The organism is Shewanella sp. SG41-3, assembly GCF_014164545.1.
In the GTDB taxonomy this organism is placed as follows: domain Bacteria; phylum Pseudomonadota; class Gammaproteobacteria; order Enterobacterales; family Shewanellaceae; genus Shewanella; species Shewanella vesiculosa.
In genome coordinates, this window is sequence record NZ_JACJFJ010000010.1 from 59136 (window position 1) to 75958 (window position 16823).

A 16823-nucleotide genomic window follows, 5' to 3' on the forward strand; every position below is an offset into this window, starting at 1 on the left:
GGAATACCGGTCTAGATGACAAAAAAGATAACCACACATTTAGCACCTGAACTATTGAAGAGTAAGCCTCGCCCAAAATCGGTTTATCACCGTAATGCGACCACGACGCCGGAAATGCGTCAATTTATTCAGCAATCCGATTATAGTGTCAGTCAGTTATCCAAAATCCTGAATATTAGCGAAGCCACCGTTCGTAAGTGGCGTAAACGTGACTCCATCGATAACACGCCAAATACCCCGCACAAACTCAACACAACACTCTCTCCGATGGAAGAGTACGTGATGCTGGGCTTGCGTTATCAATTAAAAATGCCTTTAGACAGGTTATTAAAAGTTACCCAAGAATTTATCAACCCTAATGTATCCCGATCTGGCCTAGCTCGCTGTTTAAAGCGCTTTGGAGTATCAAAACTCGACGAGTTTGATACTCCTTTTGTGCCAGAAAAATTTTTCAATCAGCTGCCGATCACTCAGGGAGCCGATATTCAAACCTATACCGTTAACCCGCAAACCTTAGCCGATACTTTAGCCCTGCCAAGTCCAGATCCGGACAACGTAGTGCAAGTGGTGTCGTTAAGTATTCCGCCTCAATTAACAAAGCAGCAAGCCTATTCTGTTTTGCTTGGCGTTGATTTTAAGTCTGACTGGGTTTACCTCGATATTTATCAAGACAGCCATACTCAAGCGAGTAATCGCTATATAACCCATGTCTTAAAGCACGGGCCATTTCATTTACGTAAGTTATTGGTTCGCAACTATCACACTTTTCTTGCTCGTTTTCCTGGAGCAAGTCAACCAGCCGCAGTATCTACTAGCACCATTGATGCAGCTGGATCCCAACACCAGATAACTGAACCTCAGTTATCAAACGGAGACTCATATGAGCCAATCCAGTAATAAAGATAAGCGTTTAAACAAACGCTTAAAAGATATGCCAGTCGCGATTGTCGGCATGGCGAGTATTTTTGCTAACTCACGTTACCTAAACAAGTTTTGGGATTTAATCAGCGAAAAAATTGATGCCATTATCGACGTTCCAGAAACCCATTGGAACGCTGAAGATTACTACAATGCTGATAAATCAATGGCCGATAAAACCTACTGTAAACGCGGTGGTTTTTTACCCGAAGTCGATTTCAATCCAATGGAATTTGGCTTGCCACCGAATATCCTCGAACTGACAGACACCTCACAACTCTTATCTTTAGTGGTCGCCAAAGAAGTGCTGGCCGATGCAGGTATTGATGCGCAGTACGATACCGATCGCATCGGTATTACATTAGGCGTCGGCGGTGGTCAAAAAATCAATCATAGTCTCAGCGGTCGTTTACAGTACCCTATACTCAAAAAAGTATTTAAAAATAGTGGTCTAAGCGACGCAGACACTGAGATGTTGATCAAAAAGTTTCAAGATCAATATATCCACTGGGAAGAAAACTCATTTCCAGGCTCACTTGGTAACGTGATTGCTGGGCGTATTGCTAACCGCTTTGATTTAGGCGGCATGAATTGCGTGGTTGACGCGGCATGTGCAGGTTCTTTAGCGGCGATGCGCATGGCGATAACAGAATTAGTTGAAGGCCGCAGTGACATGATGATCACCGGCGGTGTGTGTACCGATAACTCGCCATCTATGTACATGAGCTTTTCAAAAACACCGGCATTTACCACTAATGACACCATTCAACCTTTCGATATCGATTCTAAAGGCATGATGATAGGTGAAGGCATTGGCATGATGGCGCTTAAACGCCTTGACGATGCTGAGCGCGATGGTGACCGAATTTATGCTGTTATTAAAGGGATTGGCTCATCATCTGATGGTAAGTTTAAAAGTATTTATGCCCCGCGCCCAGAAGGCCAAGCTAAAGCATTAAGACGCGCTTATGATGATGCGGGTTTTGCACCGCACACGGTAGGCTTAATTGAAGCCCATGGAACAGGCACTGCCGCTGGCGATGTGGCAGAGTTCAATGGTCTAAAATCGGTGTTTACCGAAGATAATGATACCCAACAGCACATTGCTCTTGGGTCAGTAAAATCACAAGTCGGCCACACTAAATCGACCGCTGGAACCGCTGGGGTCATTAAAGTTGCTTTGGCTTTGCATCATAAAGTGTTGCCTCCGACCATTAACGTCAGTAAGCCCAATCCTAAATTAAACATTCAGGACTCGCCGTTTTATTTAAACACCGAAACCCGTCCATGGTTACCTCGTACAGACAATACGCCGCGCCGCGCGGGTATTAGTGCCTTTGGTTTTGGTGGCACCAACTTCCACATTGTGTTGGAAGAATACCGCCAAGAACATGTTCGAGGCGATAAATATCGTCAACGTTCCGTGCCGCAAAGTCTGTTAATCCATGCTGAAAATAAAGCTGCATTACAGACTCAATTAAGCGCACTGCAAGCTGAAATTAGTGCTGTTGATACCACACAGCAAAATCGTCAAGAAATTGTGTTGGCTGATTTTGGTAAACGTTTTGCCTTAACGACCATAGCCCCTAAAGCCGCGCGCATAGGCTTAGTGGTGGCATCATTAGCAGACTTAACCATTCAGCTGACTCAAGCGCTGGCGCAATTGAGTTCGAATACTGCCGACAGCTGGCAATTGCCTTCTGGCACCAGTTATCGCTCAGCAGCATTAATTCATCCTGAATCGGCAAGCCATAAAGTGGCGGCATTATTTGCCGGACAAGGGGCGCAGTATCTGAACATGGGCGTCGATTTAGCCTGTTTGTATCCAGAAATGCGTCAACAATTGATGCAAGCAGATAAGGTATTTGCGCAACATAAACAAATGCCACTATCGCAAATAATGTACCCTACCCCGGCTTTTGAAGCCGAAGATATTGCCGCACAACACGCAGCATTAACCAATACTGCCAATGCCCAAAGTGCTATTGGTGCAGTGAGCATGGGCCAATATGCATTATTGACTCAAGCAGGTTTTAAAGCCGATATGGTGGCCGGTCATAGTTTTGGTGAACTGTCAGCATTATGTGCTGCGGGGGTCATTAGCCAAGCTGATTATTATCAATTGGCCTTTGCTCGTGGCCAAGCAATGGCGGCAACGCCTAAAGATCAAGATGCTGGCGTGATGTACGCCATTATTGTCCCCGCTCAAGCTGCTGACCAAGGTGTTGAAAAGCTTGAACAGTGCATTAGTGCATTTGAGGGCGTCAAAGTGGCTAATTACAATGCACCAACCCAACTGGTTATTGCAGGCCCAACAGCATCATGTACCTTAGCGGCACAAGCAATCACCGCTGAACTTGGCTTTAAAGCAATCGCCCTGCCGGTTTCTGGCGCGTTCCACACGCCATTAGTGGCCCATGCGCAACAACCCTTTGCTGCGGCCATCGATAAGGTTAAATTTGCTAAGCCAAAACTAAGCCTATATGCCAATGGCACAGGTAAAGCACATCCAAATGATCCTAAAGCAATCAAGGCAGCATTTACTGATCATATGCTGCAGTCAGTTCGTTTTAGCGAGCAATTAACCGCCATGTATGACGCTGGCGCACGAGTATTTGTTGAGTTTGGTCCTAAAAACATCCTCCATAAATTGGTTGAGGCGACCTTAGGCAACAAAGCCGAATCAGTCAGCATAGTGAGCTTGAACCCAAATCCTAAAGGCAATAGCGACACTCAACTGCGTCAAGCAGCGTGTCAGCTTGCGGTATTAGGGCTGGCATTAACCGAGGTTGATCCTTATCAAGCGCCCATCGCTGAACTTGCAAAAGTGTCACCGATGAACGTCAAGTTAACTGCGAGTAATTATATTAGCGCCACCACCCAAGCCAAAATGAACAAGTCGCTGCAAACTGGCACAGTTACCAGCAAAACAGTAGAAGTACCGGTTGAGAAAATTGTGGAAAAAATTGTGGAAAAAGAAGTGATTAAAACTGAATACATTGAAGTGCCTGCAACATCAGCACCAGCCTCTGCGGTTGCCGCACCTTTGGCGGCAACGACGGCTGTAGCGGCTAAACCAGTTAGCGCAAATGTGCCTGCGTCGGCCGATAGTATCGGTGCATTTTTTGCTGCGCAGCAACAAACGGCGCAATTACATCAGCAATTTTTAGCCATACCACAGCAATATGGCGACACGTTTGCTCATTTGATGACAGCGCAAGCACAAATGGCATCATCAGGATTAGCCATTCCTGAAAGCTTGCAACGTTCTATGGAGCTGTTCCACCAGCATCAAGCACAAACATTGCAAAGTCACAGTCAATTTTTAACGCTGCAAGCGCAAGCAAGTCAAGCTGCATTAGCCATGTTACAAGGGCAAACACCAATGCCAGCGTCGACGTCAGCACCAGTAGCTGCGGCATCTATGCAGCCTGCATTTGTGCCCCAAAGCCAAGTTGCTCAGGCCACAACGACGCCTTCGACTGTGGTAGCTCCTGTTGCTGCTGCTCAAGTTCAACCAGCTCAAGCGGTTCAATCTCAACAGACTGCCAGTAAACCAGTCCAGGCTCCTGTAGCTCAGCAAGTGAGTTCGCTTGCAGTTTCAGCCCCAACAGCAGGACTATCGCAGCAACAAGTGTTAGACACTATGCTCAATGTGGTCGCAGATAAAACCGGTTACCCAACTGAAATGCTTGAACTTGGCATGGACATGGAAGCCGATTTAGGTATCGACTCTATCAAACGCGTCGAAATTTTAGGCACAGTACAAGATGAGCTACCAGGTTTACCTGAACTCAGCCCAGAAGATTTAGCCGAATGTCGCACCTTAGGTGAAATCGTTAGCTACATGCAAACTAAATTACCTGCTGCTAATGCAGTTAGTGTTGCGTCCTCTGCACCAGTCGCGGCAAACACTGCAACTGCATCAACTGGCTTAACAGCTGAAAACGTCCAGCGCACCATGCTTGCCGTGGTTGCCGATAAAACCGGTTACCCAACAGAAATGCTTGAACTTGGCATGGACATGGAAGCTGATTTAGGTATCGACTCTATCAAACGCGTCGAAATTCTCGGCACAGTACAAGATGAGCTGCCAGGCTTACCTGAGCTGAGCCCAGAAGATTTAGCCGAGTGTCGCACCTTGGGCGAAATCGTCAGCTACATGCAAACTAAATTACCTGTTGCCAATGCAGTTAGTGTAGCGTCCTCTGCACCAGTCGCGGCAAACACTGCAACTGCATCAACTGGCTTAACAGCTGAAAACGTCCAACGCACCATGCTTGCCGTGGTTGCCGATAAAACCGGTTACCCAACAGAAATGCTTGAACTTGGCATGGACATGGAAGCTGACCTCGGTATCGACTCCATCAAGCGCGTCGAAATTCTCGGCACAGTACAAGATGAGCTACCAGGTTTACCTGAACTGAGCCCAGAAGATTTAGCCGAGTGTCGCACCTTGGGCGAAATCGTCAGCTACATGCAAACAAAACTGCCTGCAGCCATTACAGTTTCATCGGTAGCAACCGTCTCTTCATCTACAGCACCAACAACGGGCTTGAGTGCTGATACGGTATTAAGCACTATGATGTCAGTCGTCGCCGACAAAACCGGTTACCCTGCTGAAATGCTTGAACTGAGCATGGACATGGAAGCCGATTTAGGCATCGACTCAATCAAACGTGTTGAAATTCTAGGTACAGTGCAAGATGAGCTGCCAGGTTTACCTGAACTCAGCCCAGAAGATTTAGCTGAGTGTCGCACTTTGGGCGAAATCGTCAGCTATATGCAAACCAAACTGCCTGCAGCCATTACAGTGGCACCAGTAGCAACCGTCTCTTCATCTACAGCACCGACAACGGGCTTGAGTGCTGATACGGTATTAAGCACCATGATGTCAGTCGTCGCCGACAAAACCGGTTACCCAGCTGAAATGCTTGAACTGAGCATGGACATGGAAGCGGATTTAGGTATCGACTCAATCAAACGGGTCGAGATTTTAGGCACAGTACAAGACGAGTTGCCTGGCTTACCTGAGCTTAACCCAGAAGATTTAGCCGAATGTCGCACCTTAGGTGAAATCGTCAGCTACATGCAAACCAAATTGCCTGCAGCGAACTCAACCGCGATTGCGGCTGTCGCCCCAGCGTCAACGGCAAACAAGGTTGAGGTTAACACCGCAGCATTACCGCCACACAGCGAGGTAGCGCTAAAAAAGTTACCCGCGGCGGATAAACTCGTAGATTGTTATTCAGCGAAAAACTGTATTGTCATCACAGATGATGGCCATAACGCCGGTTTACTCGCTGAAAAACTCACTGCAAAGGGATTAACCGTCGCCGTTATTCGTAACCCACAAACCATCAGCGTAGCGCATTCACCATTAAGCAGTGATATTAAAAGCTATACCTTGAGCAGCATTGATGATGCGCACATTGCTCAGGTGATTGCCGATATTAAAGCCGACTTGGGCGCTGAACATGCCATTGCAGGTTTTGTTCATTTACAGCCGCAAACGCTAGTAAATAATCACCCATTAATGTCGTGTACTCTTGCTGCAAAAGCTGCTGTCGACAACGCGTTCTTATGGGCTAAGCATCTTCACCCAGAATTTGCTAAACCAACGTCTTCGCGTCTGTGCTACTTTACCGTGAGTCGTTTAGACGGCGGGTTTGGCTACTTAGATAATGACCAATTAGCCACAGCGGAACTGAATCAAGCGGCCTTGTCTGGGCTGAGCAAAACCTTAAGCCATGAGTGGCCACAAGTATTTTGCCGCGCCTTAGACATTAACAATAATATTGATGCTACAAGCTTTGCCGATGCCATCGTTGCTGAGTTGTTTGATATCGATGGTGCCAATGCAAGCGTAGATCGCATTAATGAAGTGGGGATTAGTCAGCAAGGTCGAGTAACCTTAGTCGCCGCCAATGCCAGTGAGCAGTTTGCACCAGCAACGCTTGATGGTAACGACACTATTTTGGTCACCGGCGGCGCAAAAGGGGTAACGTTTGAATGCGCCCTCACCTTAGCCAAACAATGCCAATCGCATTTTGTGTTAGCAGGTCGTAGCCAACATTTTGGCAGCGACTTACCGGCTTGGGCACAAGGCAAGCAAGCCTCTGAGTTAAAAGCCGCGGCCATTGCTTATATTCAATCGCAAGGCAATAAACCCACGCCAAAACAAATTGATGCATTAGTGTGGCCAATTAGCAGCAGCCTAGAAATCGATGCTGCATTAGCCGCTTTCAGTAAGGTCGGCGCCAGCGCGCAATATGTCTCAATGGATGTCAGCGACGCCACAGCGGTAGCCGCCAGCCTTAACAGCCTGACGAATGCTAAGGGCGACTCGTTAACCATTAATGGCGTTATTCACGGCGCCGGAGTGTTAGCCGACAAGCATATTCAAGACAAAACCTTGGATGAACTTAACCGCGTTTACCACACCAAAGTGACCGGGCTTGCAAGCATAATTAATGCACTCGACCCACAACAGATCAAGCTGATTGCCTTGTTTTCATCCGCTGCTGGTTTCTACGGAAATACCGGACAAAGCGATTATGCTATGTCGAATGAAATCCTCAATAAAACCGCCCTTAAACTGGCACACACCTTAGCGCATGCTAAAGTAATGAGTTTTAACTGGGGCCCTTGGGATGGCGGAATGGTCAGTTCGGCATTAAAGAAAATGTTTGTTGATCGCGGTGTTTACGTGATTCCATTACAAGCAGGTGCCGAGTTATTTGCCCACAGTTTATTAAGTCAGCAAGGCGCACAATTGCTTATTGGCTCTGATATGCAAGGTTCATCAGATCAGGATAATGCTGTAAAAAAGCTTAATGCGGACGCTTTGCTTATCGCCAAGGGTTCGCTGACGTTTGCAGCTAAGACACAGTCCTCTGATCTTATCAGTATGACGGTGACTCGAGTCTTAACCCCGGCTGAAATGCCTTTTGTTAGCGATCATTGTATTGCTGGTAATCCGGTATTGCCGACAGTATGTGCCATGCAATGGATGCGTGATGCAGCACAAACCTTATGTCATGTGCCTGTCAGTATTGCTGAATATAAATTGCTTAAAGGGGTTATTTTTGACACCAATGAGCCACATTTGCTGCAACTGGAACTAACGCAAACTGACGCTGGGATCAACGCGCTGATCTCATCTCGTTTGTTAAATGAGCCAAGTGCAGCGATGAAACCGCAATATCAAGCAACATTAGTGATCAATAGCGCCGTCTTGAGTGATGATATTGCCAAGCCCGTGATTGATACAGCGAGCCTGACAAAGTGGTCGCATATAGCGCCGTTGAGCTCAGGGGTTGAACTGTATCAAAACGGAACCTTGTTTCATGGCCCGCGTTTGCAAGGCATTAAGCAAGTGTTGGCATTTGATGATGCTCAGCTCTTGTGCCAAGTGCAATTACCGCAGATTAATACCGCTGACTGTGAACATTTTATCCCGTCATCGGCATTAGGTGGCAGCCAAGTTTTCGCGGAAGATTTGCTGCTACAAGCCATGCTGGTATGGGCCAGACTTAAATACGGTGCAGCCAGTTTACCGTCATCTACGGCTGAATGCGTTACCGCTTGGCCATTTGCCAGTGGTGATAAAGGCTATATTCAACTGGATGTTGTTAAACACAGCGGCAGAATGTTAATCGCTAACGTGAGTTTATACCATCAAGATGGTCGCTTGAGTTGCCAAATGCTCAACGCTAAAGTGACTATCAGTAAAAGTTTGAATGGGGCCTTTATTCCACATCAAGCGGCTACTGGTGTGTCTCACCACAGCAAGGAAACAGTGTGACGGTATTAAGCAACATGGCGCTAAACACGATGAGTGAGCGTATTGCAAAGCAACAAACTAAGCCTATGCGATTAGCTTTGTTGCTTTGCAAGCCTAATATTGCCTCGATTAATGAACACCTGATCACTGTCGACACTCATAGTGTCGACGGCTTTGCGTTGGCGTTATTGCACGCTTGCGAACACCTATCGTCCACCAGCAATGATATGGTCAACATTGGCGATCGATTGTGGATTATGTCTGGGTTAATTGCGGCTAAAAACGGTATTCATGCGCATGTTTATATCAATGGTATTGCGCTGAGTAACAACCAAAATGAAGCGGTAACACTTGCCCTTAAGCATGCAAAACGTCTGCATGCTCAGCCACAGATAGTCGCGCTAGATGGCTGTTATAATTTTAGTGCAAGTTCTGATGGCAATGCCACTGATGATGCAGTGACGGATCCAGCTAATGATTCTAGATCTGAGTCCGCTCCTCATGCAAGTGCGCCCCATACGAATGAGATGGCACAAACAGCACTGACGGCAATGGTCAACCTAGTCGAGTCTATCGCGAGTCGCTGTATACCAACCCAAGACAAGGCTAACGGTCAATATTGGTTTAGTGCATTTCACCAAAGTCGAGTCGCAGCTTTATGTTATCCAACCGCATCAGGTGTTCAGGCAATCATCCTTACCCAAGGTCGTGCACTTATCGCCGCCAAGCCGTTAATCAGTGCTCAACGTTTATGGCTGCCGCTTAGCGCCGCTTCATTGGCGCAATTGCACACTAAGCTGATGGGCCTTTCTTCGCAGTTACACTCAGCCATTGACGACATAAGCTTACTCGAGCTTATCAAAACCAGTTTGTTAGATTATCAAACAGATGCACCGCTAGCCCTAGTCTTAATGGCAGCCGATCGCCGCGCATTAGTACAAGAAGTCAGCGCGATGATGACCATAATCGCCACTCATCAGCAGCATGATGCGAATAGTCATACCCCGATAGAATATAAAACGCCTGCGGGCAGTTGCTTATATTCAGCGCCGCTGGGTCATAATGGCTTGAGCTTTGTTTATCCTGGCGTTGGCACTGTGTACCCAAAAATGCTTAGTCAAATAGGCCTGGTTTTCCCAGATTTGTATGCTGAACTTGAAAACCAAGGTGACATGCAATCGATGTTACAAACGGACTTTATCTATGCGGCAGATAAAAATCGTGCCGCACAGATGAGCCTGAGCCAATTAGCCATTGCAGGTGTTGGCGCCAGTTATATTTTAACCAAGCTGTTGCAGCAAGAATTTGCCATTGAGCCTCGTTTTGCTTTGGGTTATTCCATGGGTGAAGCGGCCATGTGGGCGAGTTTAAACGTATGGCAAACACCGCACAGCATGATTGCAGCCACGCAAAACAGCAGTATTTTTACCCAAGATATTTCTGGTGAGCTCCGCTGTGTTCGCCAACAATGGCAATTAGCCGATGACGAAAACATTGTATGGAATAGCTTCGTTACTCGAGCCAGCATTGACGAACTCGCGCCCCATTTAGCCAATTACCCTCGGGCTTATATTGCTATTATTCAGGGTGATACCTGTGTTGTTGCCGGCTGTGAAAACAGTTGTAAAGCCTTACTAAAACAAGCTGGTAAACGCGGTATTGCCGCTAATCGCGTCACCGCAATGCACACGCCTGCGGCATTGAACATCAGCGAATCAGTAAGGCAATTTTATCAACAACCATTAGTAGAAAACTTACCAAGCCAATTGCAGTTTATCTCCGCAGCAGAGACTCAGCCTGTTGTATTAACCTCACAAGCCATTGCAAAATCGATTGCCGATACTTTTTGTCATCAGCTCAATTTTACTCAGTTAATTCTTAATGCGCGAGAGCAAGGCTGTCGACTATTTGTTGAAGTAGGTGCCGATCGGCAAACTACCACCCTAATTGACAAAATCAATGCGCAGAGTAGCAATAGCGTCTCAGCGATGGCAATGGCCGTCAATGCTAAAGGTGGCGATGACGTCACCAGTTTACTTAAATGCCTAGGGCAACTAATTGCTCATCGAGTGCCCATGTCATTAAGCCCTTTTATTCGCAGCCTTGACGCTAGCATTAATACATTATCCCAGCAGGCGGCATTAGCCGACGGCTCATCCCTCATTTGTTATAGTGAAACATCATTAGAAGGAGAACCTCATTGAGTTCTCAAGCTACCCCTAAAATAGCCATTGTCGGTTTAGCCAATCAGTATCCAGACGCGGATACTCCCGCTAAATTTTGGCAAAACTTATTAGACAAAAAAGATTCGCGCAGCCAAATCAGTGCCAGCAAACTCAATGCTTCACCGAGTGACTACTTGGGTGTACAAGGCGAATCGGACCGTTTTTATTGCGATAAAGGCGGCTACATTCAAGACTTTCAATTTAATCCTCAAGGTTATCGCATTGAGCCCAGCGCATTTAATGGCTTAGACGATAGCTTCTTGTGGGCAACCGACACAGCACGTAATGCGTTAACTGATGCTGGTATTGGCCTTGACGATAGCTTGCTTAAACGTACCGGTATTGTGATGGGAACCTTATCATTCCCTACGGCTAAATCTAATGAACTGTTTGTACCTCTGTATCACAGCGCGGTCGAAAAAGCCTTACAGACCAAGCTGCAACAGCCAAACTTTAGCCTACACTGTTTCAATAATAGCCTTAACAAGAGTTGTGATCAGCCACAAGCTAATCACACTGCCACCGCTCAACCGGTTAACTTGGGTAATGGTGCCATTGCCCATAATGCCTCGAAAATTGTTGCCGATGCTTTGGGTTTGGGCGGTACGCAGCTGAGTTTAGATGCAGCCTGTGCTAGCTCGGTTTACGCCTTAAAACTCGCCTGTGATTACTTGCATACTGGTAAGGCAGATATGATGTTAGCTGGCGCTGTGTCTGGCGCAGATCCATTCTTCATCAATATGGGGTTTTCAATATTTCATGCTTATCCAGACCATGGAATTTCAGCGCCCTTTGATCGTAACAGTAAAGGCTTATTCGCCGGCGAAGGTGCGGGGGTATTAGTACTTAAACGCCTTGAAGACGCTGAGCGTGATGGCGACCATATCTATGCTTTAGTCAGTGGTATCGGTTTATCAAACGACGGTAAAGGTCAGTTTGTGTTAAGCCCAAATAGCAAAGGCCAAGTACTAGCATTCGAGCGCGCTTATCGCGATGCGGCAGCAATAGACCCAAGTATTACCCCTGCCAGTATTGAAGTGATTGAATGCCATGCCACGGGAACGCCATTAGGCGATAAAGTAGAATTAACCTCAATGGAACGCTTTTTTGAAGATAAACTTCAAGGCAGCGCGACGCCACTGATTGGTTCAGCCAAATCTAATCTAGGCCATTTACTCACCGCGGCAGGCATGCCTGGGATCATGAAAATGATTTTTGCCATGCGCCAAGGCGTGTTGCCACCGAGTATTAATATCAGCTCCCCTATTACCTCGCCTAACGGCTTATTTGGTCAAGCGACTTTGCCCAATGTGGTCTTGCCTTGGCCCGATAAAGCCGGTAATAAAGCCCGCCATGCAGGTGTATCAGTATTTGGTTTTGGCGGTTGTAACGCCCATTTACTGATTGAGTCCTATCAAGATCAGGCAGGCATAAACCATGCTGACAGTAAACTCTCTCAGCTTAGTCGCAGCAAAATAGTCAGTACAGAAACGCCAATGCACATTACCGGCATGGCAGCCCACTTTGGTCAGTGCAGCAGCATCAATGCGTTGGCTGATAAAATCATCAATAAGCAACCACTGTTTAGCCCATTGCCCAATCAACGCTGGAAAGGCTTAGACAAGCACCCTGAGTTATTGGCTCAATATGGCATACATCAGGTGCCACAAGGGGCGTATATTGAACAGTTCGATTTTGATTTTTTACGTTTCAAAGTGCCGCCTAATGAAGATGATCGCCTGATATCGCAACAACTGTTATTAATCAAAATAGCAGATGAAGCCATTGCCAATGCCAAGCTAACGCCTGGCAGTAAAGTAGCCGTGTTGGTTGCCATGGAAACCGAACTTGAATTACACCAATTTCGCGGTCGAGTTAACTTACATAGCCAAATAGCGCAAAGCCTTAATGCCCAAGGGATCCAGTTATCCAGTGCTGAATATGCCAGCCTTGAAGCTATTGCGATGGACAGTGTTTTAGATGCCGCCAAGCTAAATCAATATACCAGCTTCATTGGTAACATTATGGCGTCACGGATCTCCTCATTATGGGATTTCAATGGCCCGGCATTTACCATTTCAGCTGGTGCACAGTCAGTTAATCGTTGTATCGATGTGGCGCAAAACTTATTTGCTCTTGGCTCGCTACAAGAGCCTTTGGATGCCATCATCATCGCCGCGGTAGATCTTTCCGGCAGCATTGAAAATATGTTATTCAATACTGCCAAGCTTAATGCTAAAGGATTAAGCTCAACCGACTGGAAAGTAGGTGAAGGCGCTGGCGCGATAGTGTTGCAACAAACTAATGCTGCGCATCCTGAGCTTGACAGCTATGCCAGCATAGACAGTATTGATTTTGACTCCTTATCACAACGCCCGGCCAATATTGCAGCAGATCTTATCGAATTAAACCAATCGCCTGAATGCATATTAACAACTCAAGGCCAACAGTTTGTCCAAGGATTAACTGATGCTGCAGCGATCAACTCAGCGCCGTTATTGAGTAAAGCACAAGATATTCTCGGTCATACCTTTGCCGCTTCTGGCATGGCCAGTTTACTGCATGCTTTAGTACAAAGCCGCCATATTGATAAATCGGCCATCAACGCCAGTGTATTCACCAGCAGCGAAACCCAATACTCACAGGTTAATCTGTCTGTTTCGGCGCCGCAGCAACACGCATTGCGTACTCGTCTGAGCAACAATTTGACGCAACAATTAGCCACAGGCAATAAGTTAAGCTTAATTAAGCAAGTTAGTTTAGGTGGCCGAGATATCTATCAACATATTATTGATAGCTCACTTGAAGGTCTCAACAGCATTGTGGCTCAATGCGCCAATATCACAACAATGGCCGACAGCAATATAGATCAATGTGCTGATACCACTTCAGCAACAGCTAAAACCATTGACATGACTAAGCCAAAAACCACCTGTGACAGCAGCCACTTTAGTGTCAATCATAGCGAGCATATCGCCGAGTCTCTTATGTCAGAAAACACAGTTTCAACAGCACAGCAACCTAAGGTTGCCAGTGTGACAAGCCCGACCATACCGCCAGCACATTTAAGTGCATTTCAGCAAAATCAATGGTTAGCGCAGCAAGCGCACTTAGCCTACTTATCCAGCCGAGATGCGGGGTTAAAAGTCGCAGACAGTTTATTACGCTCACAATTAGCCGGTTTCGCCGGCCAGCAAATCTCTTATGTGTCGCAGGCTTCACAGCCTGCTGTAAATGTAGATCCTATCGCCTCAGCTGCTGTACCTGTGGAATTAATTCAACCTAATCATGCTTGTGTGCCAGCTTACACCGCGCCGATCCCCGCGGATAAACCGTGTATTTGGAATTATGCTGATTTAGTCGAGTATGCCGAAGGCGATATCGCTAAGGTATTTGGCCCAGATTATGCCATTATCGACAGCTATTCTCGTCGAGTAAGACTGCCCACCACAGATTACTTGTTGGTGTCGCGCGTCACTAAACTTGATGCGACCATGAATCAATACAAACCTTGTTCAATGACCACAGAATACGACATCCCAGTCGATGCACCGTATTTAGTCGATGGTCAAATCCCTTGGGCTGTAGCAGTAGAATCGGGTCAATGTGATTTAATGTTGATCAGTTACTTAGGCATCGATTTTGAAAACAAGGGCGAACGGGTTTATCGTTTATTAGATTGTACTTTGACTTTCTTAGAAGATTTACCTCGTGGCGGTGACACGCTGCGTTACGATATAAAAATCAATAACTTTGCTAGCAATGGCGATACGTTATTATTCTTTTTCTCTTACGAATGCTTCGTAGGCGACAAGATGATCCTCAAAATGGATGGCGGCTGCGCAGGCTTCTTTACCGACCAAGAACTGGCCGATGGTAAAGGGGTTATTCAAACTGAAGATGAAATAAAACGTCGTCAACAAGTGCTCAATAATCCAAACAAACCGACCTTCACGCCATTACTACACTGTAGCCAAACGGCATTTGATTATGGCCAAATTTATCATTTACTGACCGGCGATATTGGCAGCTGTTTTGGCGGCGAACACGTCGCCCACCAGCTACAAAATGGTATGCAAAAATCGCTTTGTTTTGCCTCAGAAAAGTTCTTAATGATTGAGCGTGTTAGTCAATTACAAACTCAAGGTGGTGCTTGGGGCTTAGGCTTACTCGAAGGTCATAAGCACATTGCGCCTGATCATTGGTATTTCCCTTGTCATTTCCAAGGCGATCAAGTGATGGCCGGCTCGCTAATGGCAGAAGGTTGTGGTCAACTATTACAGTTCTTTATGATCCACATTGGCATGCATACTCTCGTCGAGAATGGCCGATTCCAGCCTCTGGAAAACGCCTCACAAAAAGTCCGCTGTCGTGGCCAAGTGTTACCACAAACCGCCGAACTGACTTATCGCATGGAAGTGACTGAAATAGGCATTCATCCTCGCCCTTACGCCAAAGCGAATATTGATATTTTACTTAATGGCAAAGTTGTGGTTGATTTCCAAAACTTAGGCGTGATGATTAAAGAAGAGGCTGAATGTACGCGTTACCCACTTATCTCGTTAAACGCAGCGAACACTAGCCCTGCCGTTGATTCAGACGCTAGCAGTAAAGTGATGGCTAACAAAGCGCCATTAATGGCGCAAGTTCCAGATTTACATGCCCCGAGTAACAAGGGCGTTATTCCGCTAAAACACCTTGAAGCGCCCATCGTAAGTGCCGATTCAAAGTATGCTAATCGCGTGCCTGATACCGTACCATTTACGCCATACCATATGTTCGAATTTGCCACAGGCAATATCGAAAAGTGCTTTGGCCCAGACTTTAGTATTTACCGCGGATTGATCCCGCCGCGTACACCTTGTGGCGATTTACAGTTAACCACGCGCGTCGTTGAAATTAACGGTAAGCGCGGCGAACTGAAAAAGCCATCATCGTGTATCGCAGAATACGAAGTGCCGGCAGATGCTTGGTACTTTGCAAAAAACAGCCATCAAGCGGTAATGCCTTACTCAGTGCTAATGGAAATTTCACTACAACCTAACGGTTTTATCTCAGGCTATATGGGCACCACTCTAGGTTTTCCTGGGCAAGAGCTGTTTTTCCGTAATTTAGATGGTAGCGGTAAATTATTGCGCCATGTGGATTTACGCGGTAAAACCATAGTCAATGACTCAAAGCTATTATCAACCGTCATCGCTGGCAGTAACATTATTCAAAGCTTCACCTTTGAATTAAGTGTTGATAACGAGCCGTTTTACACTGGTAGTGCGGTATTTGGTTACTTCAAAGGTGATGCGCTAAAGAACCAGCTTGGTATTGATAATGGCAGGATCACCCACCCTTGGCATATCGATAATAATGTCGCTGCAGACATTAGCGTCAACTTACTGGATAAACAGTCGCGAGTATTTAATGCACCAGCGAGCCAACCGCATTATCGCCTTGCGGGCGGCCAGCTTAACTTTATCGATAAAGCCGAAATTGTTAACACTGGTGGCAAATACGCTAAGGGCTATCTTGCTGCGTCACGCACGATTGACCCAAGTGATTGGTTCTTCCAATTTCACTTCCATCAAGATCCGGTTATGCCGGGTTCATTAGGTGTTGAAGCCGTGATCGAGTTGATGCAAACTTACGCCATCTCTACAGACTTAGGTAAAGGTTTCACCAATCCGAAATTTGGTCAAATATTGTCGGATATTAAGTGGAAATATCGCGGTCAAATTAATCCGCTTAACAAACAAATGTCACTTGATGTGCATATCAGTGCAGTAAAAGATGAAGACGGTAAGCGCATCATAATAGGCGATGCAAACCTCAGTAAAGATGGTCTACGCATTTATGAAGTCAAAGACATCGCAATCTGTATTGAAGAAGCTTAGGCCCAAAAG

4 protein-coding genes are annotated in these 16823 nt (G+C 46.4%); all 4 read left to right on the forward strand.

The features are described from left to right. The first annotated feature begins 15 nt into the window (after positions 1-15). Genes H5164_RS17510 through H5164_RS17525 form a run of 4 tightly spaced genes read left to right on the forward strand, consistent with a single transcriptional unit; the run spans position 16 to position 16814 of the window. Positions 16-897: a helix-turn-helix domain-containing protein gene (locus tag H5164_RS17510; RefSeq protein ID WP_124016959.1), complete on the forward strand. Its 882-nt coding sequence runs from the start codon at positions 16-18 to the stop codon at positions 895-897. After that, the gene (locus tag H5164_RS17515; RefSeq protein WP_182757202.1) at positions 881-8725 is read left to right on the forward strand and encodes a type I polyketide synthase; all 7845 of its coding nucleotides are present in this window, start codon (positions 881-883) and stop codon (positions 8723-8725) included. The genes H5164_RS17510 and H5164_RS17515 overlap by 17 nt, the downstream gene beginning before the upstream one ends. Beyond that, the gene (locus H5164_RS17520) at positions 8722-10908 is read left to right on the forward strand and encodes a PfaB family protein (protein WP_182757203.1); all 2187 of its coding nucleotides are present in this window, start codon (positions 8722-8724) and stop codon (positions 10906-10908) included. The genes H5164_RS17515 and H5164_RS17520 overlap by 4 nt, the downstream gene beginning before the upstream one ends. Beyond that, a complete protein-coding gene (locus H5164_RS17525) occupies positions 10905-16814 on the forward strand; it encodes a beta-ketoacyl synthase N-terminal-like domain-containing protein (RefSeq protein WP_220492737.1) in 5910 nt (1969 codons plus the stop codon). Before H5164_RS17520 ends, H5164_RS17525 begins: the two co-directional genes overlap by 4 nt. Positions 16815-16823 lie beyond the last annotated feature (9 nt).